The organism is Curtobacterium sp. MCBA15_008 (genome assembly GCF_001865065.1).
In the GTDB taxonomy this organism is placed as follows: Bacteria; Actinomycetota; Actinomycetes; order Actinomycetales; family Microbacteriaceae; genus Curtobacterium.
This window is the reverse complement of sequence record NZ_MJGN01000008.1, coordinates 82,848-109,644: the sequence shown is the minus strand read 5'-3', so window position 1 is coordinate 109,644 and position 26,797 is coordinate 82,848. Positions and strand designations below refer to the sequence as shown.

23 protein-coding genes are annotated in these 26,797 nt (G+C 71.9%); 10 read left to right on the top strand and 13 right to left on the bottom strand.

Annotation, left to right across the window (positions count from 1 at the left end; genetic code table 11):
- Positions 1-96: 96 nt before the first annotated feature.
- From ald to BIU96_RS04145, 4 genes are all read right to left on the bottom strand, one after another.
- Complete coding sequence (gene ald, locus BIU96_RS04160) at positions 97-1,197, bottom strand: alanine dehydrogenase (RefSeq protein ID WP_071291344.1); 1,101 nt, start codon at positions 1,195-1,197, stop codon at positions 97-99.
- 125 nt (positions 1,198-1,322) lie between these two features.
- Positions 1,323-2,711 carry an FAD-binding oxidoreductase gene (locus tag BIU96_RS04155; protein WP_071291343.1) on the bottom strand — a complete coding sequence of 463 codons (1,389 nt, stop codon included), beginning with the start codon at positions 2,709-2,711 and terminating at the stop codon, positions 1,323-1,325.
- A gap of 25 nt (positions 2,712-2,736) precedes the next feature.
- Positions 2,737-3,699 (bottom strand): AraC family transcriptional regulator, encoded by a 963-nt coding sequence (locus BIU96_RS04150; protein ID WP_071291342.1) that lies wholly within the window; start codon positions 3,697-3,699, stop codon positions 2,737-2,739.
- Positions 3,700-3,747: 48 nt separating this feature from the next.
- On the bottom strand, positions 3,748-4,689 hold the full coding sequence (locus tag BIU96_RS04145) for a sugar-binding transcriptional regulator (RefSeq protein WP_139199776.1): 942 nt from the start codon (positions 4,687-4,689) through the stop codon (positions 3,748-3,750).
- Between the two features lie 216 nt (positions 4,690-4,905).
- On the opposite strand from BIU96_RS04145, the gene BIU96_RS04140 reads away from it, so the two are divergent.
- Positions 4,906-6,633 (top strand): glycerol-3-phosphate dehydrogenase/oxidase, encoded by a 1,728-nt coding sequence (locus BIU96_RS04140; RefSeq protein ID WP_071291340.1) that lies wholly within the window; start codon positions 4,906-4,908, stop codon positions 6,631-6,633.
- Positions 6,634-6,746: 113 nt separating this feature from the next.
- Here BIU96_RS04140 and BIU96_RS04135 read toward each other — a convergent pair whose 3' ends face one another.
- Positions 6,747-7,403, bottom strand: a complete 657-nt coding sequence (locus BIU96_RS04135; protein WP_071291339.1) for a histidine phosphatase family protein — start codon at positions 7,401-7,403, stop codon at positions 6,747-6,749.
- Positions 7,404-7,652: 249 nt separating this feature from the next.
- On the bottom strand, positions 7,653-9,176 hold the full coding sequence (locus BIU96_RS04130) for an MFS transporter (protein WP_071291338.1): 1,524 nt from the start codon (positions 9,174-9,176) through the stop codon (positions 7,653-7,655).
- Positions 9,177-9,373: 197 nt separating this feature from the next.
- Here BIU96_RS04130 and BIU96_RS04125 point away from each other — a divergent pair, with 197 nt between their 5' ends.
- Positions 9,374-9,898, top strand: a complete 525-nt coding sequence (locus tag BIU96_RS04125) for a DinB family protein (protein ID WP_071291337.1) — start codon at positions 9,374-9,376, stop codon at positions 9,896-9,898.
- Between the two features lie 72 nt (positions 9,899-9,970).
- On the opposite strand, the gene BIU96_RS04120 is transcribed toward BIU96_RS04125, so the two are convergent.
- Together BIU96_RS04120 and BIU96_RS04115 are read right to left on the bottom strand one after the other, a co-directional pair.
- Positions 9,971-10,936: a sugar-binding transcriptional regulator gene (locus BIU96_RS04120; RefSeq protein ID WP_071291336.1), complete on the bottom strand. Its 966-nt coding sequence runs from the start codon at positions 10,934-10,936 to the stop codon at positions 9,971-9,973.
- 53 nt (positions 10,937-10,989) lie between these two features.
- Positions 10,990-11,802 (bottom strand): GolD/DthD family dehydrogenase, encoded by an 813-nt coding sequence (locus BIU96_RS04115; protein ID WP_071291335.1) that lies wholly within the window; start codon positions 11,800-11,802, stop codon positions 10,990-10,992.
- 106 nt (positions 11,803-11,908) lie between these two features.
- Between BIU96_RS04115 and BIU96_RS04110 the strand changes: the two genes are divergently transcribed.
- From BIU96_RS04110 to BIU96_RS04095, 4 genes are all read left to right on the top strand, one after another.
- A complete protein-coding gene (locus BIU96_RS04110) occupies positions 11,909-13,021 on the top strand; it encodes a zinc-binding dehydrogenase (RefSeq protein WP_071291334.1) in 1,113 nt (370 codons plus the stop codon).
- Positions 13,022-13,050: 29 nt separating this feature from the next.
- Complete coding sequence (locus BIU96_RS04105; protein WP_071291333.1) at positions 13,051-14,397, top strand: MFS transporter; 1,347 nt, start codon at positions 13,051-13,053, stop codon at positions 14,395-14,397.
- A gap of 90 nt (positions 14,398-14,487) precedes the next feature.
- Positions 14,488-16,227 (top strand): dihydroxyacetone kinase family protein, encoded by a 1,740-nt coding sequence (locus tag BIU96_RS04100; protein WP_071291332.1) that lies wholly within the window; start codon positions 14,488-14,490, stop codon positions 16,225-16,227.
- Positions 16,224-16,706, top strand: coding sequence for a ribose-5-phosphate isomerase (locus BIU96_RS04095; RefSeq protein ID WP_071291331.1), 483 nt, complete (start codon positions 16,224-16,226; stop codon positions 16,704-16,706). Before BIU96_RS04100 ends, BIU96_RS04095 begins: the two co-directional genes overlap by 4 nt.
- Before the next feature lie 113 nt (positions 16,707-16,819).
- On the opposite strand, the gene BIU96_RS04090 is transcribed toward BIU96_RS04095, so the two are convergent.
- Positions 16,820-18,289 (bottom strand): FGGY-family carbohydrate kinase, encoded by a 1,470-nt coding sequence (locus tag BIU96_RS04090; RefSeq protein ID WP_071291330.1) that lies wholly within the window; start codon positions 18,287-18,289, stop codon positions 16,820-16,822.
- A 190-nt stretch (positions 18,290-18,479) separates the two neighbouring features.
- On the opposite strand from BIU96_RS04090, the gene BIU96_RS04085 reads away from it, so the two are divergent.
- The 3 genes from BIU96_RS04085 to BIU96_RS04075 are packed head-to-tail and all read left to right on the top strand — an operon-like array spanning position 18,480 to position 21,467.
- Positions 18,480-19,562 (top strand): sigma-E factor regulatory protein RseB domain-containing protein, encoded by a 1,083-nt coding sequence (locus BIU96_RS04085; RefSeq protein ID WP_071291329.1) that lies wholly within the window; start codon positions 18,480-18,482, stop codon positions 19,560-19,562.
- Between the two features lie 17 nt (positions 19,563-19,579).
- A complete protein-coding gene (locus BIU96_RS04080) occupies positions 19,580-20,566 on the top strand; it encodes an ABC transporter ATP-binding protein (protein ID WP_254785946.1) in 987 nt (328 codons plus the stop codon).
- On the top strand, positions 20,553-21,467 hold the full coding sequence (locus tag BIU96_RS04075; protein ID WP_302847713.1) for an ABC transporter permease: 915 nt from the start codon (positions 20,553-20,555) through the stop codon (positions 21,465-21,467). The genes BIU96_RS04080 and BIU96_RS04075 overlap by 14 nt, the downstream gene beginning before the upstream one ends.
- A 16-nt stretch (positions 21,468-21,483) precedes the next feature.
- On the opposite strand, the gene BIU96_RS04070 is transcribed toward BIU96_RS04075, so the two are convergent.
- From BIU96_RS04070 to BIU96_RS04055, 4 genes are all read right to left on the bottom strand, one after another.
- Positions 21,484-22,545 (bottom strand): NADP-dependent oxidoreductase, encoded by a 1,062-nt coding sequence (locus BIU96_RS04070; protein WP_071291328.1) that lies wholly within the window; start codon positions 22,543-22,545, stop codon positions 21,484-21,486.
- A gap of 79 nt (positions 22,546-22,624) precedes the next feature.
- Positions 22,625-23,539 carry a metallophosphoesterase gene (locus BIU96_RS04065; RefSeq protein ID WP_071291327.1) on the bottom strand — a complete coding sequence of 305 codons (915 nt, stop codon included), beginning with the start codon at positions 23,537-23,539 and terminating at the stop codon, positions 22,625-22,627.
- Positions 23,540-23,701: 162 nt separating this feature from the next.
- Positions 23,702-24,040: an L-rhamnose mutarotase gene (locus tag BIU96_RS04060; protein WP_071291326.1), complete on the bottom strand. Its 339-nt coding sequence runs from the start codon at positions 24,038-24,040 to the stop codon at positions 23,702-23,704.
- 56 nt (positions 24,041-24,096) lie between these two features.
- Positions 24,097-25,458 carry an MFS transporter gene (locus BIU96_RS04055; protein WP_083402642.1) on the bottom strand — a complete coding sequence of 454 codons (1,362 nt, stop codon included), beginning with the start codon at positions 25,456-25,458 and terminating at the stop codon, positions 24,097-24,099.
- Between the two features lie 310 nt (positions 25,459-25,768).
- On the opposite strand from BIU96_RS04055, the gene BIU96_RS04050 reads away from it, so the two are divergent.
- Positions 25,769-26,779, top strand: a complete 1,011-nt coding sequence (locus tag BIU96_RS04050) for a LacI family DNA-binding transcriptional regulator (protein ID WP_071291325.1) — start codon at positions 25,769-25,771, stop codon at positions 26,777-26,779.
- Positions 26,780-26,797: the final 18 nt, after the last annotated feature.

The window sequence follows — 26,797 nt, the reverse complement described above, 5'->3', positions numbered from 1 at the left end:
GCGGCGATCTGTCGCTTTCGCGGGTGGCGGCGGGCGCACCGGGCCGGGCCGGGCCGGGCGGGCCGGCGGCAGACGACCCGGCGGCGCCGCAGCCGCTCAGCGCGCGGCGGCCACCAGCCCGTGCGCCGCGGCGACGGCGTCGTTCACGACCTGCCCCGCGTGCACGTTCACCCCGAGCGCCAGCGCCGGGTCCGCCGCGGTCGCGTCCTGCCACCCGCGGTCCGCGATCGCCACGGCGTAGGGCAGCGTCGCGTTCGTGAGCGAGATCGTCGAGGTGCGCGGGACGGCGCCCGGCATGTTCGCCACGCAGTAGTACACCGAGTCGTGCACCGCGAAGGTCGGGTCGTCGTGGGTGGTCGGGTGCGAGCCCTCGAAGCAGCCGCCCTGGTCGATCGCGATGTCGACGAGCACCGACCCGGGCTGCATGTCCGCGACCATGGCGTCGGTGACGAGCTTCGGCGCCGAGGCCCCCGGGATGAGCACGGACCCGATCACGAGGTCCGCGTCCCGCAGTGCCTCCGCGATGGCGTGTGCCGACGACCGCAGCGTCGTGATGCGTCCGTCGAACCGGGCGTCGAGCGCGCGCAGCCGCGGCAGGCTGATGTCGAACACGGTCACCTCGGCGCCCAGCCCGAGCGCCATGGTGGCGGCGTGCTCACCCGCGACCCCGCCGCCGATCACGACGACGCGCCCCTTCGGCGCACCGGGGACCCCGCCGAGCAGCAGCCCGCGGCCGCCGTGCACGCGCATGAGGTGGTGCGCGCCGACCTGCGCGGAGAGCCGCCCGGCGATCTCGGACATCGGCGAGAGCAGCGGCAGCGAGCGGTCCGACAGCTGGACCGTCTCGTAGGCGATCGCGGTGGCGCCGGACTCGATGAGCGCGTCGGTCAGGGGTCGGTCGGCCGCCAGGTGCAGGTACGTGAAGAGGACCTGCCCGGGGCGGATCGAGGCGTACTCGGACGCGACCGGCTCCTTGACCTTCATGACCATCTCGGCGCGCTCCCAGACCTCGGCCGCGGTCGGGACGATCGTCGCACCGGCCTCGGCGTACTCGGCGTCGGGGAAGGACGAGCCGTCGCCCGCTCCGGCCTGCACCAGGACCTCGTGGCCGTGCAGGGCGAGCTCGGCGACTCCGGCCGGTGTGGCGGCGACGCGGAACTCGTTGTTCTTGATCTCGGTGGGGACGCCGATGCGCATTGCAGACTCCTTCGTGGGCGGTGCTGTCGTCCCGTCCATTGAGCACCGGATTCGTTACGGCGGGGTTACAGCCGAACGATCTGCTGCAGAACCGCCGATCCGTGTCACCGGATTCGCGAGACTGCTCAGAACACCTTGCCGGGGTTGAGGATCCCCGCCGGGTCGAACACCCGCCGGATCCCGCGCTGCAGCTCGAGCACGTCGTCGCCGAGCTCGTCGCCGATCCACCGCCGCTTGAGGACGCCCACCCCGTGCTCCCCGGTGAGCGTCCCGCCGAGTTCGATCGCCGCGCGGAACATCGCATCCGCCGCCTGCCACACGTGCGGTGGGACCTCGTCGCCCGCGAACACGAAGTTCGGGTGCAGGTTGCCGTCGCCCGCGTGCGCCACGGTCGGGATCGCGATCCCGTACTGCTCGCCGATCGCCTCGACCCGGGCGAACATCTCGGCGAGCCGGCTGCGGGGCACCGCGACGTCCTCGATGAGGACCCGGCCCCGTGCCTCCATCGCCGGGTGGAACGACCGCCGGATGGTGAGCAGGCGCTCGCGTTCCTCGGCCGACGCGGCCAGGTGGACGGTGCCGCCCTCGGACTGGAGGCACGGCGCGGCCGCCAGCGCAGCCTCCGTCGCACCCGGTCCGTCGTACTCGACGAGCAGGAACACTTCGCCCGCCGCGGTGCTCCCCACGGTCTGGGCGATGACGTCCGGCCCGAGGTACGCGGCGATGCCCTCGAGGGCGGCCGCGTCGAGGAGCTCCACCGTCGACGGGCGGTCGGCTCCGGTCACGACGAGCGCCGCGGCCCGGGCGGCCGACTCGACGGACGGGAAGACCGCGCCGAGGGTCGCCGGCTCCCCCGCCGGGATCGGCACGAGCCGGACGGTCGCACCGACGATCACGCCGAGGGTGCCCTCGGAGCCGACCAGGAGCGCCGTCAGGTCGAGCCCGGTCACGCCCTTGACCGTGCGGTGTCCGGTCGAGACCAGTCGGCCGTCGGCGAGCACGACGTCGAGTCCGAGCACCGCTTCCCTCGTCACGCCGTACTTCACGCAGCGGAGTCCCCCGGCGTTCGTCGCGATGTTGCCGCCGACGCTCGCGATCGCCGCACTCGCCGGGTCCGGCGCGAACCGGAGCCCGTGCTCCGCGACCGCCGCGTTCAGGTCGCCGTTCAGCACACCGGGTTCGACGATCGCGAACTCGTCCTCCGTCGAGACGCCGACGATGCGGTTCATCCGCGCGACGCTGAGCACCACCGTGCCCTCGGTGCCGTTCGCACCCCCGGCCAGTCCGGTGCCGGCGCCCCGCGGCACGACCGGGACACCCAGCGCGGTGCAGGTGCGGAGGGTGGCCTGGACCTGCTCGACCGTCCGGGCCTCGACCACGGCGACGGGTCCGCCTGGTGCGGTCCAGCCGGACTTGTCGGTCCGTGCCGCGTCGAGCACGGCCGGGTCGGTCAAGACGAGCGTGCCGTCCTGGTCGTCGAGGGCGGACCGGAGGGCGGTGACGACGGTGTCCATGCCGCCACGCTACCGAGCGCCGCCGTCAGCGCGAGCGCAGCGACTCGCTCGGCAGCACACCGAAGCGTGCGCGGTAGGTGGCCGAGAAGCGTCCGAGGTGCCCGAACCCCCACGCCCGGGCGACGTCGGCGACGGAGGTCTCGTCGCGGTCGCTGCGGATCAGGTCGGCGCGGGCGCCGTCGAGCCGCACGCCGCGCAGCAGGTCGCCCGGCGTCTGGTCGAGGTGGCGCCGGAGGGACTGCTGCAACCCGCGGGGGCTGAGGCCGGCGGCGGCGGCGATCTCCGGCGTGCCGATCGGTTCGCGCGCGTGCTCGTGCACGAACTCGAGCGCCCGACGCAGCCGCTCGTGCTCGGGACCGGTGCCGGCCACCGTCGACCGCCAGCGGTTGCGCTCGGGGAAGGCCGCGATCGCCGCGGTGGCGAACGCCTCGGCGATGTCGCGCCGGATCGTCGGGGTCATGTCCGTGTCGACGTCGAGCCAGGTCGACGAGTACCCGTGGACGACGGACTGCCAGGCGCGCATCCCCTCGGCGGTGGGTCGCCGGAGTGCCTCGAACGCGAAGTCGTCGTCGCCCGCGACGGAGCGGACGAAGTCACGGTCGAGGTGCACCAGGTTCAGGGCGATGTCGCGGTGGTGCAGCTCGTACGTGTCGGCGAACGGCAGGACCATCGGGACGCCGGGCTCGAGGTGGACCGATTCGCCGCCGTAGGTGATCGTGCTCGTGCCGCCGCGCATCCAGACGACCAGGAACTCGTCGTCGACCCGGCTGTCCGTCTGCAGGTCCACGAGGAACCGGGACGACCGGAGCGACATGCGGTCGTCGCCCACGCCCGCGAAGTCCCAGTGCGGCTGCGCACGGGTGCGGCGGACTCGGGGCGCGCGGAAGTCGTAGTCCCCGCCGAAGAAGGTCAGTGCCTGGTCGACGTCGCTGCCGACGAGGCGTCGGAAGTACCGCTCGTCGGTCCGGGTCTCGCTCGTGGGCAACATGCACCAGAACGTACGGGGCACCACCGACAAACTAGGTCGGATCGTGACTCAGGGCTGGAGGATCGCCTGCCCGACGCTCTCGTCGAGGATGAGGTCCGTGACCAGTCCGGCGGCCAGCGCACCGCGGAGCGAGGCCGCCTTGGAACGGCCCGCGACGACGCAGACCCGGCGCGGCGCGCGCTTGATCGTGTCGAGGTCCGGAGCACCCGCGCGGGCGTTCACGCCGATGTCCTTCCACGACCCGTCGGCCCGGTAGAAGACGGTCGACACGTCGCCGACGACCTTGGCCTTCGTGAGCTCGTCGCGGTCCTCCGGGTCGAGGTACCCGCCCGAGTAGACGTGCGAGGGCACCGGTGCCTGCGGCGCGCCGACACCGAACACGACGAGGTCCATCCGCTCGTGCAGGTCGAGCACGCGGCGGATCGAGCGCTCCCGGAACAGGGCCTCCTTCGTCGCCGGGTCGTCGAAGAAGGCAGGTACCGGGAACTGCTGCACGAACGCGCCGTACGCCTCGCCGAACCGGCGGAGGATCTCGGACGCGTAGACGATGCCCGTGGTGCGGGTGTTCGCAGCGCCGTTGATCTGCACGACGGTGGAGCCGTGCGTGGTCTTCGGCACGAGGTAGCGGCTGACCGCGCTGACGGTCGACCCCCACGAGATGCCGATCACCATGTTCGACTCGACGTACTGCGTCAGGATGCGCGCGGCGGACAGGGCCACCCGTTCGAGCCGGTCGACGTCGCTCGTGTGGTCCGGCACCGGCACGACGTGCGCGTGCACCCCGAAGCGGGAGCGGATGCTCCGGCTGAGCGCGGCGGCCTGGTCGAGGGGCGAGCGGATCTGGATGTCGACGAGCCCGGTGTCCCTGGCGTACTTGAGCAGGCGGGACACCGACGAGCGCGAGGTGCCGAGTTCGTCGGCGATCGCATCCATCGTCAGGTCCTGCAGGTAGTACAGGTGGGCGGCGCGCAGCGCCTGCTGCGTGCGCATGGGCTGAGCCGCATCGCTCATCGTGCTCCGATCGGTAGAACGCAACCATGCACGGACGTGCACGGCCTCTGCAACCCCTGTCGCGCCTCCAGACCCGCTCTGGAGCCCGCGCGACACGTGTGCTGCACGTTCGTGCACGCGAGTTGCCCGGCCTCTCACGGGAGGCGCACGATCGGTGTCGAACACAACGAACCGATCAAGGAAGCGACGCAGCAGATGTCGAAGAAGACGCAGCCCCGGAACACGGTGAACGCGCTCACGGAGCGCCCGAACGCACAGGTCCTCGTCGTGGGTGGCGGCATCAACGGCATCGCCACCTTCCGCGACCTCGCCCTGCAGGGCGTGGACGTCGTCCTCGTCGAGCGCGGCGACTACGCCTCGGGCGCCTCGGCCGCCTCGAGCCACATGATCCACGGCGGGATCCGCTACCTCGAGAACGGCGAGTTCCGACTGGTGCGCGAGAGCGTGCAGGAGCGCAACGGCCTGATCCGCATCGCCCCGCACTACGTCAAGCCGCTGCAGACCACGATGCCGATCTTCTCGACGTTCTCCGGCATCATGAACGCGCCGCTGCGGATGCTCACGCACAAGCAGCGCTCCACGAAGGAGCGCGGCGCGATGCTCATCAAGATCGGCATGACGATCTACGACTCCTTCTCGCGTGACGGCGGCTCCGTCCCGAAGCACGTCTTCCGCACCAAGAAGGCGGCGCTCGAGGACATGCCGGCGCTCAACAAGGACCTGAAGTACACGGGCACCTACTACGACGCCTCGGTGCACGAGCCCGAGCGGCTCGCGCTCGACGTGCTGAAGGACGGCCTCGCCGCGGGAGCCGACAAGGCACGCGCAGTCAACTACGTCGAGGCCGCGGGCACCCGCGACGGCGGCGTGGTGCTGCGCGACCGCGAGACCGGCGACGAGTTCGTCTTCACCGCGGATGTCGTCATCAACGCCTCCGGCCCCTGGACCGACCTGACCAACGGCGCGTTCGGCGGCGAGACGAAGTTCATGGGCGGCACGAAGGGCTCCCACATCGTCGTCGACAACCCCGAGCTGCTCGAGGCGACGAAGGGCCGCGAGCTCTTCTTCGAGAACAACGACGGCCGCATCGTCCTCATCTACCCGCTCAAGGGCCGGGTGCTCATCGGGACGACCGACATCGACGCCGACCCCTCGAAGCCGGTCACCACGACCGACGAGGAGATCGACTACTTCTTCGGGCTCGTCAAGCACGTGTTCCCGCAGATCGACGTCACGCGCGACCACATCGTGTACAGCTACTCCGGCATCCGTCCGCTCCCCCGCCACGAGGACACCGCCCCCGGGTTCGTGTCGCGTGACTACCGGATCGTGGACACCCCGATCGCCGGGCTGCCGAAGAGCACGGTGCTGTCGCTCGTCGGCGGCAAGTGGACGACGTTCCGCGCCCTCGCCGCGCACCTCTCCACCGAGGCCACGCAGAAGCTCGGCATGGCCCGCAAGGTCGACACCACCGGCATGCCGATCGGCGGTGGCAAGGAGTACCCGACCACGGACGCGCAGCGTGCCCTGTGGATCAAGTCGCACCGCGACGGGCTCGACGCGTCGATCGTCGAGGGGCTGCTCGAGCGCTACGGCACCCGTGCCGCCGAGGTCGTCGACGTCCTGGTGGACGGTCCGGTCGAGGCGCTCGAGTCCGAGCCGTCGCTCACCCGTGCCGAGGTCGCGTACTTCGCCCGCCACGAGCAGGCCGTGCACCTGGTCGACGTCGTGCTGCGTCGCACGAACCTGGCGTTCGTCGGCGGGGTCACGATCGACCTGCTCGACGAGCTTGCCGACGTCATGGCCGAGACCCTCGGCTGGACGCCGGAGGAGCGCGCGGACGAGGTCCAGCGCACCCTCGACGTCCTGCGCGAGTCGCACGGGGTCATCGTGCCGCTGACGTCCGCGTCGCAGGTCGCCTGACCCCACCCCCTTCGCAAAACGCAACCTCGGCGGTTGCTCGCAGCGGTACCACGCTGCGAGCAACCGCCGTCGTTGCGTTTTGGGGAGGGGCCGGGCCGGGGTTGGGGGCCGAGTTAGAACCGCTCGCCCGTCGGGTCCGGTGCCGTCCGGTCGATGAGCTCCTCGCCACCGACGGGCTCGCCCTCCCAGTCGACCAGGCGCCAGCCGTCGGCGAACGAGCCCTCGAGCTCGACGATCCCGGTGTTCTCGAGGTTCCGCTGCGTGCCGAAGTGGTCCGGGGTGTTGTGCGCGGCCGCGCTCGCCCACGTCCGGATCGCGGCGCCGTGGCTCACCGCCGCCGCGACGTCGACACCGGTCGCCTCGATCTGTCGGATCGCGTCGTCGTAGCGCGCGAAGAACTCCTCGCCGCTCTCGGCTCCGGGCATCCGGGTGCTGCGGTCGCCGGCGGACCATCCGTGCACCGTCGAGATGTACATCTGCACGGACACCTTGTCGCTCTTGCCCTGGGTCTCGCCGGCCTCGATCTCGCGGAGGCCGGGCAGCACCACCGGCTCGAGCCCGAGCGCGACGGCGAGCGGTGCCGCGGTGACCTGCGTCCGGACCATCGTCGAGGTGAAGAGCCGCTCGATCCCCCGGTCGGCGAGGGCCGCGGGGAGCGCGTCGGCCTGCCGCTGCCCGAGCTCTGTCAGGCCTGGCCCGGGCACCTCGGCGTCGAGGACGCCGTTCACGTTCGCGGGGGTCTGGCCGTGGCGGATGAGCAGCAGTCGCATGCAGCCACCCTACGGAACGGGGCCCGCGCCGGGAGCGGGTGCGGGTGCGTCGGCGGGTGCCGTCGACTCGGAACGACATCGGCGACGTCGCACGACGACGGCGGTGTCGTTCCTCCCGGGGCGCGACGGACCGCGCGTGCAACGAACGACGAGGCCGATGTCGTACGACATCGACCTCGTCGCTCCGGGTCCGGCACCGTCAGCAGCGCCCGACGCGCACCGCACCGCACCGACCGACCCGCCTCAACGTCAGCGCGCCGGCGCCCCCTCGGTCTCGCGCGCGGCCGCAGCCGCAGCGTCCTGCGCCGCGAACGGCAGGTCCCCCAGGTCGAGGTTCGGGTTGGTGTCCTGCGTCAGCACGAGCTCGCGGGCCTCGTCCTCGGTCTCCACCGCCGGCATCGACCCGGGCAGCGGACGCTTCGAGGACTCCTTCATGCAGAAGACGCCGATCGCACCGACGACGCTCATCGCCATCAGGAAGTACGCCGGCGCGAGGTCGTCGCCCGTCGCGGTGAGCAGCGCCTGCACGATGAGGGGCGTCGTGCCGCCGAACACCGCGATCGCGATGTTGTAGGCGAAGCCCATGCCGCCGTACCGCGTCGAGGTCGGGAAGAGCGCGGGCAGCGACGCGGCCTGGTTCGACACCCAGAGCGCGGTCATCAGGGCGAGCAGCCCGAGTCCGGCGAGGGTGGACCACTGCTCGCCGTGGCCGATGAGCAGGAACGCCGGCACCACGAGCACGACGGTGGTGGCGGCGCCGATCCACATCACGACGCGTCGACCGAGGCGGTCCGAGAGCTTGCCGGTCAGGGGCAGCATCAGCGCCAACAGGACGAGCACCGGGATCGTCAGCAGCGTGCCGTCGAGCGCGGAGTACCCGAGCGCGTCGGTGAGGTACGTCGGCATGTACGAGGTGAGCGCGTAGCCCACGGTGTTCGACGCGGCGACGAGCATCACGGCGATGACGATCGGGCGCCAGTGCTGCCGGACCATGGCGAGGACGTTCGCCGGACGCTCGTCCTCGAAGGACGCACGGGTCGCCGTGGCGGCCTCCTGCGCGGCCTGGGTGGCCTGGAACACCGGGGACTCCTCGATGCGCAGGCGGAACCAGATCGCGACGACGCCGATGACCCCGGCCGCGAGGAACGGGAAGCGCCAGCCGTAGGCGGTCATGGCTTCTTCACCGAGGGTGATCTGCAGCACGGAGACGACGGTGGCGCCGAGCGCGAAGCCGAGGTAGCTGCCGAAGTCGAGGATGCTCGCGAAGAACCCGCGACGGCGGTCCGGCGCGTACTCGGTGACGAACGTGGTGGCCCCGGCGTACTCACCGCCGGTCGAGAAGCCCTGCGCGAGCTTCAGCACGACCAGGACGATCGGCGCGAACACCCCGATCGTGGCGTAGGCGGGCAGCGCCCCGATCAAGAACGTCGACGCCGCCATCATGATGAGCGTCGTCGCGAGGACCTTCTGGCGACCGATGCGGTCCCCGAGCCGCCCGAAGACGATGCCACCGAGCGGGCGGGCGATGTAGGTCGCGGCGAAGACTCCGAGACTGAACAGGATCTGCACCGCCGGTTCCGCGGTGGGGAGGAAGACCTTCCCCATCGTGACGGCCAGGTAGCCGTACACGCCGACGTCGTACCACTCCATGGTGTTGCCGACGACCATGCCGCTGACGGCCCGCCGCATCATGCTCTTGTCGACCACGGTGACGTCGCTCTCGCGCAGCCGTCGGTGCGGTCGGGTGTTGGTACTGCTGGGATCGGAACCCATGCGTCTCTCCTCGGGGTGGGGGGGGTAGCGGGCTGGATCGGTACCGGCCCGGAACAGCCAGCGACGTTACCGAGCAACCGAAATGTCATTGGCCGCTGATTCACAGGGAACGGCGTGTCACCCGGACGGGGGTGGCTCGCGATCCGCACGCCCGTGCGGAAGCGGCACGACGGTAACGAGGCCATAACATCGGCGGCATGGCGATCGAACCCGAGACGAAGAACTGGACCTGGGTCATCGAGACCGCGTGCCCGGAGTGCGGCTACGACGGCAGGACGGTGACGATCCGCGACGTGCCGGGGATCATCGAGGCGAACGCGGCGGCGTGGCCCGCGGTGCTCGGCCGTGACGACGTGCACGAGCGTCCGGACGACCACACCTGGTCACCGCTGGAGTACGGCGCCCACGTGCGCGACGTGCACCGGAAGATGGCCGAACGGCTCGGGCTCATGCTCGCCGAGGACGCCCCGACCTTCGCGAACTGGGACCAGGACCGGACGGCGGTCGAGGACCGCTACGGCGAGCAGGACCCGGCGACGGTGGCCCGCGAACTCGGCGAGGCCGCACACCGTGCGGCACGGGCGTTCGACGACGTCCGCGACGACCAGCTCGAGCGCACCGGCCTCCGGTCCGACGGCAGCGCCTTCACGGTCGCGACGCTCGCCACCTACTACGCGCACGACCCGGTGCACCACCTGTGGGACGTGCGGCGCACGCAGTAGCCGTCCCGGCTGACGGCCTGGAGGCGCGTGGCGGCGCCGCCCCGCGCCTCCAGGCCGACGGATGGGAACCGCTCAGGCGAGCGCGTCCAGCAGGGCGCGCGCGGTCGCGGCGTCCGTCACCAGCTCGTTCACGAGCCCGGCGCGGACGGCGCCGATGATGCTCGGGACCTTCGCCGCGCCGACGGCGACCCCGACGGCGTGCGGGACGTCGGCGAGCAACGCGCGCGACGTGCGCACCATCCGGTCGCTGCCGGGGAACTCGATCGCTGACCCGTCGGCGGCGTAGAAGTTGAGGCAGACGTCACCGGCGGCCTGGTCGAACGCTGCGTCCTCGACGGGGACCCCGCGCGCGAGGGCGTCGCGGGTCGGGGTCGGCGCACCGATGCCGAGGATCGCTCCCTTGGCCCGCGACCACAGGCCGACGACGTGCTGGAACGCCGGGTCCTCGTCGAGCGAGGACCGCATCGCGGGCGACGGCAACGCCTGCGCGAAGAGGAACGCCGGGATTGCCCCCGAGCGCTCGGCCGCGGTCCGGGTGATCTCGTTCGTCTGGAACCACGGCATCGGGTCGGCCTGCCCACCCACGGTGGGGACGAGCTGGACGCCGGCGAGCGGCGGCATGCCGGACTGCGCGACGTCGTGCACGGTGCGGCCGGACGACATCAGGACGGCGTCACCCGGCACCAGTGCCATGCCCTCGAGGGCGGCCGCGACCGGTCCGGCGAGGTCGGCACCGAGCGTGGTGGCGTGCGTGACGGCGGCGAGGTGCACGGCCCGGAGCCCGAGCACGACCTGCAGCCGTTCGGCGAGGGCGACGGTCTCGTCCTGGAACGGGTCGACCACCTCGATGCGGACGAGGCCGGCCTTCCGGGCCTCGGCGACGAGCCGCGAGACGGTCGGCCGCGACACCCCGAGGCGCGACGCGATCTCGACCTGGGTGGCGTCCTCGAGGTAGTACATCCGCGCCGCCTGGTAGACGGTGTCGAGGGGGAACCGGGTCCGGGCAGCCTCCGCGCCGGCAGTGCTCTCGGAGGACATGCGGCGGGCCCCTTCGACTCGATCGGACACCGTGATCGTAGTCCGGGCGCCGGTCAGCGGATCGTGAACCCGCCGTCCACCCGGAGGTCGGTGCCGTTGACCATGGCGCTGGACGCACCGGCCAGGAAGAGCACGGCGGCGGCGACCTCGGCGGGGGTGGCGAAGCGGCCGGTCGGGATCTCGTCCTGGTGCCGGAGTCCGTTCTCGTTCGCCCAGGCCGCACGGCCGAGGTCGGTCAGCACCACGGTCGGCGAGACGGTGTTCACGGTGACGCCACGACGGCCCCACTCGAGGGCGAGCACGCGTGCGAGTCCGGTGACGCCGGCCTTCGACGCGCAGTACGCCGCGTGCCCGTCGATGCCGACGTGCGCGGCCTGCGAGGCGATGTTCACGATGCGGCCGTACCCGGCGCCGAGCATGTGCCGACCGACCGCCTGCGCGACGCGGTACGTGCCGGTGAGGTTCACGTCGATGGTCTTCGCCCACGTCGCGGCGTCGAGGTCCTCGGCGGGGGCGAGTGCGGCGATGCCGGCGCAGTTGACGAGCACGTCGACGCGGCCGAAGCGCTCGACGACCTCGGCCACCGTGCCGGTCACGGAGTCCTCGTCCGTCACGTCGCACCCGAACCCGCCGTGGACGCCCGTGGCGACCTCGGGCAGCTCGGCCGCGGCGGCTGCGGCGCCGTCGGCACGGACGTCGAGGACGGCCACCCGGGCACCGCGACCGGCGAGTGCGTGCGCGATCGCGTTGCCGATGCCGGAGGCCCCGCCGGTGACGATCGCGGTGCGTCCGGTGAAGTCGTTCGTCAGGTCGACGGTGTCCGGGCCCGGACGGAGGGCAGCGGTGAAGTCGGTGCTGGTGGTCATGGTCGCTCCTTCGCGGTCGTGCCGAACCTACCAGAAATTGTGTTCTGGACAAGTGTTCCGAGCGGTGTACAGTCGTCGCGGAAGCCACCCAACGGAGGAGCAGATCATGTCGACGACGACCGAGACCACCACCATCCCCGAGACGATGCGCGCCGTCGTCGTCCACGGCCCCGAGGACTACCGCCTCGAGACCCGACCGGTCCCGACCCCCGGCCCCGGCGAGCTCCTGCTCCGCACCGACGCCGTCGGCATCTGTGCGAGCGACCTGAAGTGCTACCACGGCGCTGCGAAGTTCTGGGGCGACGAGAACCGCCCCGCCTGGGCCGACACCGACCGGATCCCCGGGCACGAGTTCGTCGGCACGATCGTCGCCGGCGACGACGACGCCCTGGCCAAGCGCAAGGTCTCGCTCGGTGACCGCATCGCGTGCGAGCAGATCGTGCCGTGCTGGGAGTGCCGGTACTGCCTCGAGGGGGCGTACTGGATGTGCGACGTCCACGACATGTTCGGCTTCAAGGGCTACGACGGCGCGATGGCCGAGTACGTCCTGGTGCCCGCGAAGGCCCTGACGCACCCCGTGTCGAGCGACCTGCCGGGGCAGGTCGCCGCCTTCGCCGAGCCGCTGTCCTGCGCGTTCCACGCCGTCGAGCGCGGCGACGTCAAGTTCGGCGACACCGTGGTGATCGCCGGCGCGGGCCCGATCGGCCTCTCCGCCATCGCCGGGGCACGGCAGAAGAACCCGCTCCGGATCATCGCGCTCGACGTGGTCGACGCGAAGCTCGAGCTCGCCCGCAAGGTCGGCGCGGACCTGACGATCAACATCGCGGAGGACGACGCGGTCGCCCGGGTCAAGGAGCTCACCGACGGCTACGGCGCGGACGTCTACATCGAGGCGACGGGTCACCCGTCGGCGGTCCCCCAGGGGCTCAACCTGCTGCGCAAGCTCGGCACCTTCGTCGAGTACTCGGTGTTCAAGGACAACGTGTCCGTCGACTGGTCGATCATCTCGGACGACAAGGAGCTCGACGTCCGCGGTGCCCACCTCGGACCGCACACCTGGCCGGCGGCGATCAAGCTGCTCGAGGCCGGGACGCTGCCGATGTCGGAGATCTGCACGCACCAGTTCCCGCTCGAGCGGTTCCAGGAGGCCCTCGACCTCGTCGGCGACTCCGCCGGCGCCAGCGTCAAGGTGTCGATCATCCCGTCCCTGTCGGCCTGAGCCGAAGCCCACCACAGGAGTCAGCAAGCATGTCAACGACGACACAGCGCGCCACCGGCGCCACCACGCCCCGCACCGAGGGTCGACTCGACCGGATGGGCATCCCGCGGCCGCTCGCCCTGGGGTTCGTCGCCGTCCTGGTCTTCATGACCGGCAACGGCGTCGAGTCGAACTTCATCACCCCCCACATGGTCGCGGTCCTCGGCAGCCCCGAGGCCACGGTCGCGACGATCGTCACCTTCTACAGCCTCGCCGCCCTCATCGGCAGCTACGTCTCGGGCGCCCTGTCCGACCTGGTCGGGCCGCGCCGGGTGATGATCCTCGGGTTCGCCGTGTGGGTGGTCTTCGAGGTCCTGTTCCTGCTCGCGCTGAGCATCGGCAGCGTGCCCTTCGCGGCGGTCGCCTACGCGATCCGCGGTTTCGGGTACCCGCTCTTCGCCTTCGCGTTCCTCGTCTGGGTGAACATCACCACGCCGGTCGAGCGCAACGGTTCCGCGGTGGGGTGGTTCTACGTCGCCTTCACGGGTGGCCTGCCGACCCTCGGCTCGCTCTTCGCGATCGGCGCCATCCCGGTGTTCGGCGGCGGTACGGGTGGTGAGACGGGTGCGATGGTCGCGTCGATCGGCCTGGTCGTCATCGGGTTCCTCATCCTGCTGTTCGGCGTCCGGCTCCCCAACGGGTTCCGGCGGATCGCCCCGGCCGACGAGAGCGCCTGGCGGGTCCTGACGAGCGGCATCCGGCTGACGGTCACGCGGCCGAAGATCCTGATGGGCTTCCTGGTCCGGCTGATCAACACCGCACCCGAGTTCGGGATGTTCGTCGTCCTGCCCGCGGTGATCGCGAACGAGCGCGGCTGGGGCCAGAGCCGGTGGCTGCTCATGACGGTGTGCGTCTACGCGACGAACATCCTCGTGAACGCCCTGTTCGGCTGGGTCGGCGACAAGATCGGCTGGCAGCGCACCGTGAAGTGGTTCGGCATCGTCGGCTCCGCCGTCGGGCTCGTCGCCTGGTGGTACGTCCCGCAGCTCGTCCCCGCCGGTTCGACCTGGGGCTACGTGCTCTCCGTGATCGCCGGCTGCGTGTTCGGCTGCCTGCTCGCCGGCTTCGTCCCGATGGGCGCGATCATGCCGGCACTCGCACCCGAGCACAAGGGCGCTGCGATGGCGATGTACACGACCGCGGCGGGTGGCGCGGCGTTCCTCGGCACCGGGGTCGTAGCCGCCGTCCTCGCCCTCGGCGGTGGCGGACAGGCCGTCACGTGGACGTTCGTCGGGCTCTACGCCTGCGCGTTCGTGATGATCCACTTCCTCCGGGTGCCCCAGGGGCCGACGGGTGCCCACGGCCGACCGGCCCCGCAGGCGGACCGAGCACACTGAGTTCCGGGCGACGACGGCCGTCCCGTCGTCGCCCGGTGCACCACCGGCTCGTCTCGCGAGCCACACCACCGACACGAAGGACTGCACCGCATGACCACGATCCACGACGCCCCCGACGAGTTCGCCGAGGACCAGCTCGCCGGCTGGCTCGCGCTCTACGCCGACCGGGTCCGCGGCGTCCACGGCGGCGTCGTCGGCCTGCCGACCGAGGGCGCCGAGCCGCAGGTCGCGGTCGTCGTCGGCGGCGGTTCCGGCCACTACCCGGCGTTCTGCGGCGTCGTGGGCCCGGGGTTCGCCACCGGCGCCGTCGTCGGCAACGTCTTCACCTCGCCGTCCACCGCGCAGGTGTACTCGGTCGCCAAGGCCGCCGACCAGGGCAAGGGCGTGGTGCTCTCGTTCGGCAACTACGCCGGTGACACGATGAACTTCGGGCTGGCGGCCGAACGGCTCCGAGCCGAGGGCATCGACACCCGGATCGTGGTCGTCACCGACGACGTGGCCTCGGCCGAGGACCCGGCCAGCCGCCGGGGCATCGCGGGCGACTTCTCGGTCTTCAAGGCCATGGGCGCGGCGGCGGCTGCCGGGTCCGACCTCGACGAGGTCGAGCGCATCGGGAACGCCTCGAACGCGGCGACCCGCACGATCGGCGTCGCGTTCTCCGGCTGCACGATGCCCGGTGCCACCGAGCCGCTCTTCACCGTGCCCGAGGGGCACCTGGGACTCGGGCTTGGCATCCACGGCGAACCCGGCATCGAGGACGTGCCCCTCCTCCGCGCGACCGAACTCGCCGACCTGCTCGTGTCGCGACTCCTCGCCGATCGGCCCACAGCCGCCGGCACACGGGTCGCCCCGATCCTCAACGGCCTCGGTGACACCAAGTACGAGGAGCTGTTCCTGCTCTGGGGTCGCATCGTCCCGCTGCTGCAGGACGCCGGGGTCGAGGTCGTCGAACCCGAGGTCGGCGAACTCGTCACGAGCCTCGACATGGGCGGCTGCTCGTTGACCCTGCAGTGGCTCGACGACGAGCTCGAGACGCTGTGGCGGGCCGACGCGTACACGCCGGCGTACCGCAAGGTGGCGGCGCCGGTCGCCGCGCTCGTGCCGGCCGACGCCGTGGACGTCGCCGAGGACGAGGCGACCGTCGTGCCGGACGCGACCGATGCCTCCAGGCGGGCTGCGGGGACGGCGCGCGCCGCCGTCGAGGCCGTCGACGCGCTCCTCCGTGACCACGAGGAGGAACTCGGCCGCATCGACGCGGTCGCCGGTGACGGCGACCACGGACGCGGCATGGTCAAGGGGATCGGTGCGGCTCGGAAGGCGGTCGACCGGGTCGGCCAGGAGGCTGGGGTCGCCACCGTCCTCGGACGTGCCGGTGACGCGTGGGCCGAGTTCGCCGGTGGCACCTCCGGGGTCCTGTGGGGTGCAGCACTCGAGGCCTTCGGCCGCTCGCTCGGCGACGACCGTCCGTCCTACGGACCGGGCGACGTGGTCGAGGCCGCGCAGGCCTTCGCCGACTCGATCGTGCACCTCGGCGGAGCGTCCCGCGGCGACAAGACGCTGCTCGACGCCCTGTTGCCGTTCGTGGACGAACTGCGAAGCGCGGTCGACGGCGGCGCCCCGTTGGTGGCAGCGTGGGAGACGGCGGCGCGCGTCGCGGTCGAACAGGCCGCGGCGACCGCCGACCTCAAGCCGAAGGTCGGGCGTGCCCGGCCGCTGGCGGAGAAGAGCCTGGGGACGCCCGACGCGGGCGCCACCTCGATGGGGATGATCCTCACGCGGGTCGGCGAGGTCCTCGCTGCCCGTGCAGAACAGGAAGGTGTGAACGCATGACGTACCGTCTCGTGATCGGCTCGGACGATGCCGGGTACGACTACAAGGAGATCATCAAGCAGGACCTGCAGGCGGACCCGCGGGTCTCGTCGGTGCAGGACGTCGGGGTCGACGCCGACGGGCACACCGCGTACCCGCACGTCGCCGTCGACGCCGCCCGGCTCGTCGCGAACGGCGAGGCCGACCGCGCGATCCTGATCTGCGGCACCGGCCTCGGCGTCGCGATCAGCGCGAACAAGGTCCCCGGCATCCGCGCCGTGACGGCGCACGACTCGTACAGCGTCGAGCGCTCGGTGCTCTCGAACGACGCCCAGGTGCTCTGCATGGGCCAGCGGGTCATCGGCGTGGAGCTCGCACGACGCCTGGCGAAGGAGTGGCTCGGGTACGAGTTCGACACCTCGTCGGCGAGCGCCGAGAAGGTCCAGGCGATCTGCGAGTACGACGGCAGCGCCCCCGCCGGCGTCGACGCGCAGGCGTAGCAGCGGACGCGTCGGCGCGGCGCGGCGCCGTTCTGCACAACCGAAGTGAGCCCGAACCACGTGATCGCGTGGTTCGGGCTCACGTCGATTGTGCGCAGCGCGGTCGCGCCACGTCAGCTGCGCGCAGCCAGCCGGTGCACGACCGCCTTCGTAGTCTCGTACAGCTCGCGGTAGTCGCGGTACCCGGGCTCGTAGGCGGCCGTCGCGTGCGGGTCCGGTTCGATGCGGACCGCCGGCGGGTTCCAGTCGCGGACGTCGACGTTCGCCACGAGTCCCGCCGCCAGGAACGCCGACCCGTACGACGCGCCCACGGTCACCGTCGGGATCGTCTGCGGCAGGCCCGTCACGTCACTGACGATCGTCGGCCAGAGCCGCCCAAGCAGCCCGCCGCCCGCGCCGACGAGCTCCCGGACCTCGACCCCGGCCTCCCGCAGCACCTCGAGGTTGTGGCGCACCGCGTACGCCGTCGCCTCGAGCGTCGCCCGGTAGAGGTCGCCCCGGGTGTGCCGCACCGTGAGTCCGGCGATCACCCCGCGGGCGTTCGGATCGGCGATCGGCGTCCGCTCCCCCGCGAAGTACGGCAGCATGAGCAACCCGTTCGCGCCGATCCCGGCGCACCGGGCCTCGTCGAGCATCGTCGGCCACTCGCCGTCGACGAGTCGCCGGAGCCACTCCGTCACCGCTCCCGAGGTCGCCGTTCCGCCGGACACGCTCGGCTGACCCGGGTGCGTCCCGACCGTCGTCCACATCCCGGGCACCGCGACCGGCTGCTCCGTCGGCACGATCATGAACATCGTGGTGCCGTACTGCAGGAACATCCGGCCTGGCACGGACTCGCCGACGCTCACGCCCTCGGCCCACGCGTCGATGGTGCCGGCGGTCACGGGGATGCCGACCGGGAGGCCCGTGGCCGCGGCCGCCTCGCGGGTCACGGACCCGGCCTGGTCACCTGCCCACAGGAGCCTCGGCATCGACAGGCCCGGCGCGAGCAGGTCGCACCACTCCGGGATCCAGGCGTTCTCGTGCACGTCGTAGAGGGGCGTGGTCTGGCTCGCCGAGTGGTGGTCGAGGACGTACTCCCCGGTGAGCTGCTCGACGATGCGGGACGACGGCATCGTGAATCGGACGGCACGCTCCCACACCGCGGGCTCGTTCCGGGCGATCCACGCGAGCTTCACCCCGGCGCCCTGCGTGGTGAGTGCCGAGCCGCAGCGTTCCCGGACCACTCCCTCGCCGCCGAGTTCCGCGGTGACGTCGGCGAGCATGTCCGCCGTCCGGGTGTCGACGCCGTACAGGACCGCGGGACGCAGGGGTGCGCCGGCGTCGTCGGTGAGGAGCACGCAGGGTCCGATGCCACTGACCCCGACGGCGACCACGTCGGCCTCCGGGACGCGCTGGAGCAGCTCGCGCGTCAGGGCGACGAACTCCTCCCACCACACGTCGGCGCCCATCTCGACGAGGCCCTGCTCGGGGCGGTCGACGTCGTGCGGGCGGCCCGCCTCGGCGATGACGGTGCCGTCGATCCGCACGAGCAACGCCTTCGTGCTCGACGTCCCGATGTCCAGTCCGAGCACCACCCGCATGCCGCCTCCTCGCCGCCGTCGACCGTCGTCGGTCCCCGCGAGTCTACGAACGATCGACGGTCGTCATCCTCGAGGGGGACGACACTGCGGAGCGGCAGGAGGGATCGTGGGGGAACGGCGACGCCCAGGCTCCTGTCGGGGGCCGGACGTACCGTACTCCCGACTCCGATGCTCCACCGAGGGGAAACCGATGAAGAAGTCAGCCTGGCTGCCAGCAGTCATCGCTCCGGTCGTCGTGGCCGGCGCCGTCGCCGCGCCGATGATCGCGAACGCCGCGAACGACCCGATCGCGGGGACGAACCCGAGCGCCGCCGACGTCATCGCCAGCATCGCGAAGTCCTCCGACGCGCAGTACTCCGGCAAGCTCGTGCAGACGAGCGACCTCGGGCTGCCCGAGCTCCCCACCGGCTCCGGCGGGTCCTCGCTCGAGGGTGACGCCTCGGACGTCCTCGGGCTCCTCACCTCGTCGCACACCGCCCGCGTCTACGTGGACGGCGCCGACAAGCAGCGCGTCCAGCTGACGCAGCAGCTCGCCGAGCAGGACCTGATCCGCAACGGCTCCGACGTCTGGACGTGGGACTCGAAGGAGCGGACGGCCACGCACGTCACGCTGCCGAAGGACGCCGCCACGCCGCACGACGGCGCGACCACCCCGGCCGAGATCGCCAAGCAGGCCGTCGACGGGATCACGCCCACCACGACGGTGTCGAAGCCGACCGAGGTCCGCGTCGCCGGACACGACGCCTGGCAGATCACGCTGACGCCGAAGGCCTCGGGCACGCTCGTCGGAACCGTCCGCCTGGCGATCGACCAGCAGACCGGCCTGCCGCTCCGCGCCACGGTCGACGCGAAGGGCCAGGACGACCCGGCCGTGCAGGTCGGCTTCACGAGCCTGTCCTACGGCGCCCCGGCCGCGCGGCTGTTCGACTTCACGCCGCCGTCGAACGCCAAGGTCGAGACGAAGGACCTCTCCGACGCCGGCGCACACGCGAAGGGCGACGCCGACCACCACCGGACCGACGGCAAGCGTGTCGCCGGCGACGAGCCGACGTTCACCGGGAAGGGCTGGGCCACCATCGCCGAGCTCCCCGCCGGCACGGTCGACCAGTCCTCGCTCGGTGCCGACGCCTCCGGCCTGCTGAGCCAGGTGACGAAGGCGGTCGACGGCGGTCGCGCGGTGCAGACCTCGCTCGTGTCGGTGTACCTGACCGACGACGGCCGTGTGCTCGCCGGCGCCGTGCCGGTGTCCGCCCTGGTCGCCGCGGCGAAGTGAGCGCGGACGACCACCGGGTGAGCACGACCGCACCGGACGCCGTGGACGCGAACGCCCCGGCACCGGTGGCCGACCTGGCGATCCGCACCACGGGCCTCCAGAAGGTCTTCCGCAAGCAGCGCGCGGTCGACGGCATCGACCTCGCCGTCCCCCGCGGCGCCGTCTTCGGCTTCCTCGGCCCGAACGGGTCCGGCAAGACCACCACGATCCGGATGCTGCTCGGGCTGTCGAGCGCGACCGGCGGCACCATCGAGGTGCTCGGCGAGTCGATGCCGAAGGCCCTGCACACCGTGCTGCCGCGGGTCGGCGCGCTCGTCGAGGGCCCGGCGTTCTACCCGTACCTGTCCGGCCGGGCCAACCTGCTCCGCTTCGACGCCGCCGACCCCACGTCCGACCCGCGCACCCGCAAGGACCGCGTGGCGAGCGCCCTTGACCGCGTCGGCCTGACGCACGCGGCCGACAAGAAGGCGCACGCGTACTCCCTCGGCATGAAGCAGCGGCTCGGCCTCGCCAACGCGTTGCTCGCCCCGCGGGACCTCCTCGTGCTCGACGAGCCGACGAACGGCCTCGACCCGCAGGGCACGCGCGAGGTCCGCAACCTCATCCGCTCCCTCGCCGACGACGGCACCACCGTGTTCGTGTCGAGTCACCTGCTCGCCGAGATCGAGCAGGTGTGCACGCACGCCGCCGTGATGCGGACGGGCAAGCTCGTGGCGCAGGGGGCGATGGACGACCTCCGGTCGGCCGGGGCCCGCACGGTCACGGTCCGGACGCCCGACCTCGGGCAGGCCGGCAGCGTCCTGACCCGGCTCGGCCTGACCCCGCGGCACGAGGGCGGTGCCGATGTGCTCGTCGCCGACCTGCCGAACGAGGTCCTCGCCGAGACCATCACCGCCGAACTCGTGCGCGCGGACGTCCGGGTGCGCGGGCTCACCGTCGGGGGCGGCACGCTGGAGGACCTGTTCGTCGCACTCACCGGAGAGGGATTCGATGTCGCAGCCTGAGACCGGCGTCGCGGACGGCACGGCACCCGCGGCCGACCGCAGCGCCGTCGCACCCGCCGGACCGGCCGACTCCCCCGTCGCCCGTCGACCGCGCCCGTTCGCGCTGCTCGGCTCCGAGCTGGCACTCGTCTTCCGCCGGCGCCGCACCTGGGCGATGCTCGGCGCCCTCGCGCTCGTCCCGATCCTGATCGCCGTGGCGGTCCGCCTGACCACCGGCGGCGACAGCGGCGGTCCCGCGTTCCTCGGCGACATCACGAACAACGGCCTGTTCGTGTCGTTCACCGCACTGACGGTGTCGATCCCCCTGTTCCTGCCGCTCACCGTCGGCGTCGTCGCCGGTGACACCGTCGCGGGTGAGGCGAGCCACGGCACCATCCGGTACCTGCTCGTCGCGCCGACCGGGCGCGTCCGGTTCATCCTGGTGAAGTACGCGGGTGCGGTGGCGTTCTGCCTGGCGGCGACGCTGCTGATCGTGCTCGTCGGTGCGGCGATCGGCGCGGTGCTGTTCCCGATCGGTCCGGTGACCCTGCTGTCCGGCACGCAGGTCGACGGCTGGTCCTACGCCGGCCGAGCACTGCTCCTGGCGCTCTACGTCACGCTGTCGATGCTCGGGCTGTCGGCGATCGGACTGTTCGCCTCGACCCTGACGAGCGTGCCCGTCGGAGCGATGGCCGCGACCGTCGTGCTCGCCGGCGCCTCGCAGGTGCTCGACCAGCTGCCGCAGCTCGACTGGTTGCACCCGTTCCTGTTCTCGCACCAGTGGCTCGGCTTCGGCGACCTGCTGCGCGACCCGATCGCGTTCGACTCGTTCGGGTCGAACGCCCTGCTGCAGCTCGGCTACGTCGTGGTGTTCGGTGCGCTGGCGTACAGCCGGTTCGCCACGAAGGACGTCCTGAGCTGAGCCGCCGGCCCGACGGTCAGCTCGCGGGGCTCGCCGATCCGCCCGCCATCGTCTCGGTGTCACTGCCCCGTTCGTCGGCGTACCGGTCGCGCAGGTCCCGGGCCTTCTCGGACCGGTACCAGTCCAGCCGCGCCCCGGTCTCGACGGGCTGCATGCCGACGACGACCTTGCCGCGCGAGTGCATCTCGGCCAGGTCCTCGTACGCGTCGACGATGTACTCGAACGGGTAGTAACCGGAGATGAGGATCTGGACCCGGCGGTCCTCCACGGCCTTGGTGAGCATGGTCAGGTTCTCCATCGCCTCCTGGTCGCCGGCCGGGGCACGCAGGTACCGGATCTCCACGTCGCGGCGTTCCTCGGACGACACGTACCGCTTCTCGTCGATGCCGAGCGCCGCCGCGAGGGCCTTCGAGGGCGCGTCCCCGTGGTTGTCGATGAACGCGGTGATCGGCCGACCGTCGGCGATCTCGCGGATGCGGGCCTCCTCGCCGTCGCCGTAGACGACGGGCAGCGTGCCGATCTGCCGGAGGTAGTCGTGGTTCCGCGCGCTGCCGAGGGCGATCACGGTCGCGCCGGCATCGTGGGCGAGCTGGCACTCGATGTGCCCGACACCGCCCGCGGCGGCGCTGATGACGACGGTGTCGTCGGGTCCGAGCTTGAGGTCGCGGACGATCGTCACCGCGGTGCACCCCGCCAGGTAGAGGCCGCCGGCGACCTCCCACCCGACGTGCGTCGGCTTCGGGATGACGGCCTCGCGCGGCACCCGGATCCAGGTGGCGTGCGCCCCGCCGTCTGGAGCGTGGCCCAGCACCTCGTCGCCGACGCGGATCCCCTTGACCTCCTTGCCCTTCGCCCGGACGATGCCGGTGAAGTCGACGCCCTGGTGCGCCGGGAACGCGAGTTCGATGTGGTCCTGCAGCCGTCCCTCGCGGAGGAAGCGCTCCACGTGGTTCAGGCCGGCCGCGATGATCTCGACGACGACGTCGCCGGGCCCGGGCTCCGGACGTTCCTGGGGGACGAGCTCGACGACGTCGAAGTCGCCGTACCGGTCGTACTGGACTGCACTGCCGATCCGCATGGGGTGCTCCTTCGCTGGAGAGGTGCCACCGGCCTACTCGGAGTTTCCGGATGCAACCCGAACGCGCGGGGTACCCGGGTCAGTGGCCGGTCGACGCCTCGATGATGCGGGTCACCGTCTCGGCATCGAAGCGGAACGCGAGCCGGTCGGCGTCCGTCCGGGGTACGCGGACCGGGGTCGACCAGACGGAGCCGTCCTCGGCGAGGTCGACGACGAGCGCACCCGAGTCGACGAACGCGGCTTCCTCGGACCAGGGTCCCGCGACGTCGGTGTCGTTCGCGACCCCCGGGGCGACGAGGACCGGCACACCGGCGAGGGCCCCGGCGAAGTGGTGGTGGTAGTGGCCGGCGAGGACCACGCGGACGTCGGAGTCGCGGATCGCGTCGGCGAGCGCGCCCGGGTTCCGGAGCTGCAGCGCCTCGTGCAGGGCGGTCGGTGCCGGCAGCGGCGGGTGGTGCAGGACGACGACGGTGCCGTGCGGCGCGGGCTCCCCGGCGAGCGCCGTCCGCAGGCGCTCGAGCGAGGTCTCGTCGATCTCGCCGTACCCGGCCCCGGGGACGCTCGTGTCGACCGTGACGATCCGACGACCGGCGACGAGCGACTGCCCCGACACCGGGACCGTCGGCGGGAGGTACTCCATCGTGTGCATGAGTCGCGTCCCGCCCTCGCCGAGGACGTGGCCGTTCGCCAGCACCTGACGGAACCCCTCGCGGAGGTCGTGGTTGCCCGGCACGGTGACGAGCGCGGCGCCGTGCCGCTCCGCCCAGCCGCCGACCCGTTCGAGGACCGCGGCGTAGGACTCCGCGGAGCCGTCCTCGGAGACGTCGCCGGACACGACGACCAGCCCCACGCCGGGCATGTCGTCGACCCGGGCGAGGACGCTCTCGAGGGCTGCCGTGGTGTCGACGGAGCCCTGGTGGAGGGCGCCGTCGCCGGTCAGGTGGGTGTCGGAGAGGTGGAGGACGCGGAGGGTCCCCGGTGCGGGCGGCTGCATGCGGCCACGCTAGCCGCGCGGGTTGGCGTTGCCTGGTGCCGTCGCGTCGGGCGCTGCGCGGCGCCGGCGCTGCCCGTCGCCGGCGTGGTCGAGGGAGCAGGAATCGTCGAGCCAAGCGACCGGACCCGACGACTTCTGCTCCCTCGACGCAGCGGTCGCCCGTCACTCGGCGGCGGCCAGCTGGTCCTCCAGGTTGAAGACCTCGGGCAGCACCCGCGCCGTCTGGTCGGCCCGGCCCGTCGCGCCGTCGAACAGGTCCTGCATGTGGGACTCCCACGCACCCGCGACCTCGGACGCGGCGAGCGACGCATCGGCGTCCGCCACCGAGTCCGTCTCGTAGTACCCGATGAGCAGGCCGTCGTCGTCGAGGAACAGCGAGTAGTTCCGCCGCCCCGCCGTCGCGATGGCCCGCAGCATGGCCGGCCAGACCGCAGCGTGGCGCTCCCGGTAGGCGTCCATGTGCTCCGCCGCCACCTGCAGACGGAAGCAGACGCGGGTCACGTGATCCGTTCCTCCAGGCCCGCTCTGGAGGCGCGGATCACCCTGGTCCGCCCCGCTCACCGAGGCGTCCGCGCGTCTCGCGCACCCCGCAGCGCCTGTTGGCGCGCGGCGTGCTCCTCCGGGGTGCGGACCGTGCCGGTCATGCTGGTGACGGTGCCGTACCGCTCGGCCTCGATCTCCTCGAGCGTCTTGCCACGCGTGTTCGGGGCCCAGATCGTGCCGACCAGGAACGACAGCGCGAGCAGGCCGATGATGAGGCCGCCGAGCCCGCGCAGGCCGATGTCCGACAGCAGCAACGGGAACCAGATGCTCAGCAGGCCGACCATCACCCGCGCCGCGAGGAACAGCACGCCCTGCGCGCTGGCGCGGTACCGCGTGGCGAACAGCTCGGACGTCCAGAGGCCGTAGAACGCCTGCGCGCCGATGCCGGACGAGATGCCCCACGCGATCGCGAAGAACAGCAGGGTGCCGAGATTCGCCGGTGCGTAGATGAGCACTGCCCAGGCGATGATCGCGAGCACGGCACCGATCGCGAAGAGGACCCGGCGGCTCATCCGGTCGGCGAAGCGCATGAAGCCGAAGTACGTCGCGGCGACGGTGCAGCCCCAGACCAGGATCTGCAGTCCGTACTGCTCGGGGACGCTCGTGACGCCGGTCGCGGAGTACACGCGCGGTTGGAAGATGCCGGCCTGTCCGGCGACGGTGTTCCAGAGCGCGTAGACGCCGAACAGGAACAGCATCGCGGTGAGGTTCTTGCGGCGGCTGAAGAGCTGGGAGAAGCCGTGGAAGAAGTTCGCGCTGCCGGTGTCCGCGCGCTCGTCCTTCCAGATCGTGGACTCGGGCAGGCCGCGTCGGAGCCACCACACGATCGCGGCGACGACGAACAGGTGCGCGAAGATCAGGCGGCTGCCGAGGAGTCCGAGGGGTGCGGCGGCGATGGCGAGCGCGAAGCCCACCATCGGGCCGATCGACCAGGCGAGCTGCGCGGTGCCGACGTGGGCGGCCCGCTTGTCGGCCGGTGCCTGCTCGGCGATGTACGTCCAGCTCGCCGGCACCCCGGCTCCGACCGCGATGCCGGTCAGGATGAACCCGACGAGGAGCATGCCGTAGCTGCCGGCGAACACCGCGAGCAGGATGCCGAGCATGTAGAGCAGCAGGTCGTACGTGTAGATGAACTTCCGGCCGTAGCGGTCGCAGAGCGGGCCGCCGACGATCGCGCCGGCGGCAGCGCCGAACGCGTTCGCGGACAGGCTCGCCAGGAGCCCGACCTGCAGGTCCCCGATGTGGAACTGCGCCTGCCAGAGGCTGAGGCTCGTGGCGATCGCGATGATCGACCCGGACTCGATGTAGTTCGACATGGCGACCGAGATCGTCGCCTTCCAGCCCGTGGTGTTGCGGGCTCCGATGCGGACCGCCATTGGTCCTCCGTTCGTGCGTTCGTCGGTGAATCGTTTCAACGGTGCTGCGAGGACGTTACTCGGCGCGGGGCACGAGGGCAAGTCCCGCGGGGCGCGCCCGTTGGCGGGGTGCGGGGTCGGGGTCGTTCCGCGCATAGGAGGTCGTTCCGCGCGAAGGAGGACGAATCGCGCATAGGAGGTCGGAAGTTCCTGCATCCCACGCGCGATTCCGCCTTCCATCGCACGCGTCATGGGAAGGAAGCACCACGATCCGGCCCCGACACCACCCGCACGACGCCCCGATCGGGCAGCGGGATGCCAGGATGACCCCATGGCAGTGAGCGTTCGGGACGTCGCAGCGCTCGCCGGCGTGTCCCTCGGCACCGTCTCGAACGTGCTCAACCGCCCCGACAAGGTCGCCCCCGGCACCGTCGAACGCGTGCAGTCCGCGATCGCCCAGCTCGGCTTCGTCCGCAACGACTCCGCTCGTCAGCTCCGGGCCGGCCGCAGCTCCACCGTGGGCCTCATCGTGCTCGACGGCGGCAACCCGTTCTTCACCGACGTCGCACGCGGCGCCGAGGACGCCGCGATGCAGAAGGGCCTCGCCGTCCTCGTCGGCAACTCCGACGAGTCGGTCGACCGCGAGCACACCTACGTCGACCTCTTCGAGGAGCGCCGGGTCGCCGGGCTCCTCATCTCCCCCGCCGGCGACGACCTCTCCCGCCTCGCCCGCCTCCGCGACCAGGGCACCGCCGTGGTGCTCGTCGACCGCCGCGCCGATGACGAACACTTCGCCTCGGTCTCGGTCGACGACGTCGCGGGTGGGCACATCGCGGTGTCGCACCTCACGGCGATCGGCCGACGCCGGATCGCGTTCGTCGGTGGCCCGTTCGGCATCCGACAGGTGGCCGACCGGCATGCCGGAGCGGTCGCCGCCGCTGCCGAGGCCGGGGTGTCGCTCGAGGTCCTCGCGACCGGATCACTCTCCGTCCTCGAGGGTCGCCGCATCGGCGAGGAGATCCAGGCCCGCCCGGCATCGGAACGGCCGGACGCGGTGTTCGCGGCGAACGACCTGCTCGCCGTCGGGCTCGAGCAGGCCTTCATCATGCGCGGGTCGATCCGGGTGCCGGACGAGATCGCGATCGTCGGCTACGACGACATCGCGTTCGCCGAGGCCGCGGTCGTCCCCCTCACCTCGGTGAGGCAGCCGGCGCAGGACCTCGGCCGGCGGGCGATCGAGTTGCTGCTCGCGCAGGTCGAGGAGGGGCACGCCGTCGAGACCCTCCACGTCGAGTTCACACCCGAGCTCGTCGTACGGCAGTCCTCCGTCGCCGAGCGCTGACGCGCCTGGCGCAGCGGG

Bases quoted from the DNA above. Each gene is read 5' to 3' on its own strand.
- BIU96_RS04115 (WP_071291335.1), bottom strand. From the start codon at position 11,802: ATGACCACCAGCACCGACTTCACCGCTGCCCTCCGTCCGGGCCCGGAC.
- BIU96_RS04085 (WP_071291329.1), top strand. From the start codon at position 18,480: ATGAAGAAGTCAGCCTGGCTGCCAGCAGTCATCGCTCCGGTCGTCGTG.
- BIU96_RS04100 (WP_071291332.1), top strand. From the start codon at position 14,488: ATGACCACGATCCACGACGCCCCCGACGAGTTCGCCGAGGACCAGCTC.
- BIU96_RS04075 (WP_302847713.1), top strand. From the start codon at position 20,553: ATGTCGCAGCCTGAGACCGGCGTCGCGGACGGCACGGCACCCGCGGCC.
- BIU96_RS04110 (WP_071291334.1), top strand. From the start codon at position 11,909: ATGTCGACGACGACCGAGACCACCACCATCCCCGAGACGATGCGCGCC.
- BIU96_RS04090 (WP_071291330.1), bottom strand. From the start codon at position 18,289: ATGCGGGTGGTGCTCGGACTGGACATCGGGACGTCGAGCACGAAGGCG.
- BIU96_RS04120 (WP_071291336.1), bottom strand. From the start codon at position 10,936: ATGTCCTCCGAGAGCACTGCCGGCGCGGAGGCTGCCCGGACCCGGTTC.
- BIU96_RS04125 (WP_071291337.1), top strand. From the start codon at position 9,374: ATGGCGATCGAACCCGAGACGAAGAACTGGACCTGGGTCATCGAGACC.
- BIU96_RS04135 (WP_071291339.1), bottom strand. From the start codon at position 7,403: ATGCGACTGCTGCTCATCCGCCACGGCCAGACCCCCGCGAACGTGAAC.
- BIU96_RS04140 (WP_071291340.1), top strand. From the start codon at position 4,906: ATGTCGAAGAAGACGCAGCCCCGGAACACGGTGAACGCGCTCACGGAG.
- BIU96_RS04145 (WP_139199776.1), bottom strand. From the start codon at position 4,689: ATGCGCACGCAGCAGGCGCTGCGCGCCGCCCACCTGTACTACCTGCAG.
- ald (WP_071291344.1), bottom strand. From the start codon at position 1,197: ATGCGCATCGGCGTCCCCACCGAGATCAAGAACAACGAGTTCCGCGTC.
- BIU96_RS04155 (WP_071291343.1), bottom strand. From the start codon at position 2,711: ATGGACACCGTCGTCACCGCCCTCCGGTCCGCCCTCGACGACCAGGAC.
- BIU96_RS04105 (WP_071291333.1), top strand. From the start codon at position 13,051: ATGTCAACGACGACACAGCGCGCCACCGGCGCCACCACGCCCCGCACC.
- BIU96_RS04065 (WP_071291327.1), bottom strand. From the start codon at position 23,539: ATGCAGCCGCCCGCACCGGGGACCCTCCGCGTCCTCCACCTCTCCGAC.
- BIU96_RS04095 (WP_071291331.1), top strand. From the start codon at position 16,224: ATGACGTACCGTCTCGTGATCGGCTCGGACGATGCCGGGTACGACTAC.
- BIU96_RS04055 (WP_083402642.1), bottom strand. From the start codon at position 25,458: ATGGCGGTCCGCATCGGAGCCCGCAACACCACGGGCTGGAAGGCGACG.
- BIU96_RS04050 (WP_071291325.1), top strand. From the start codon at position 25,769: ATGGCAGTGAGCGTTCGGGACGTCGCAGCGCTCGCCGGCGTGTCCCTC.
- BIU96_RS04130 (WP_071291338.1), bottom strand. From the start codon at position 9,176: ATGGGTTCCGATCCCAGCAGTACCAACACCCGACCGCACCGACGGCTG.
- BIU96_RS04070 (WP_071291328.1), bottom strand. From the start codon at position 22,545: ATGCGGATCGGCAGTGCAGTCCAGTACGACCGGTACGGCGACTTCGAC.
- BIU96_RS04150 (WP_071291342.1), bottom strand. From the start codon at position 3,699: ATGTTGCCCACGAGCGAGACCCGGACCGACGAGCGGTACTTCCGACGC.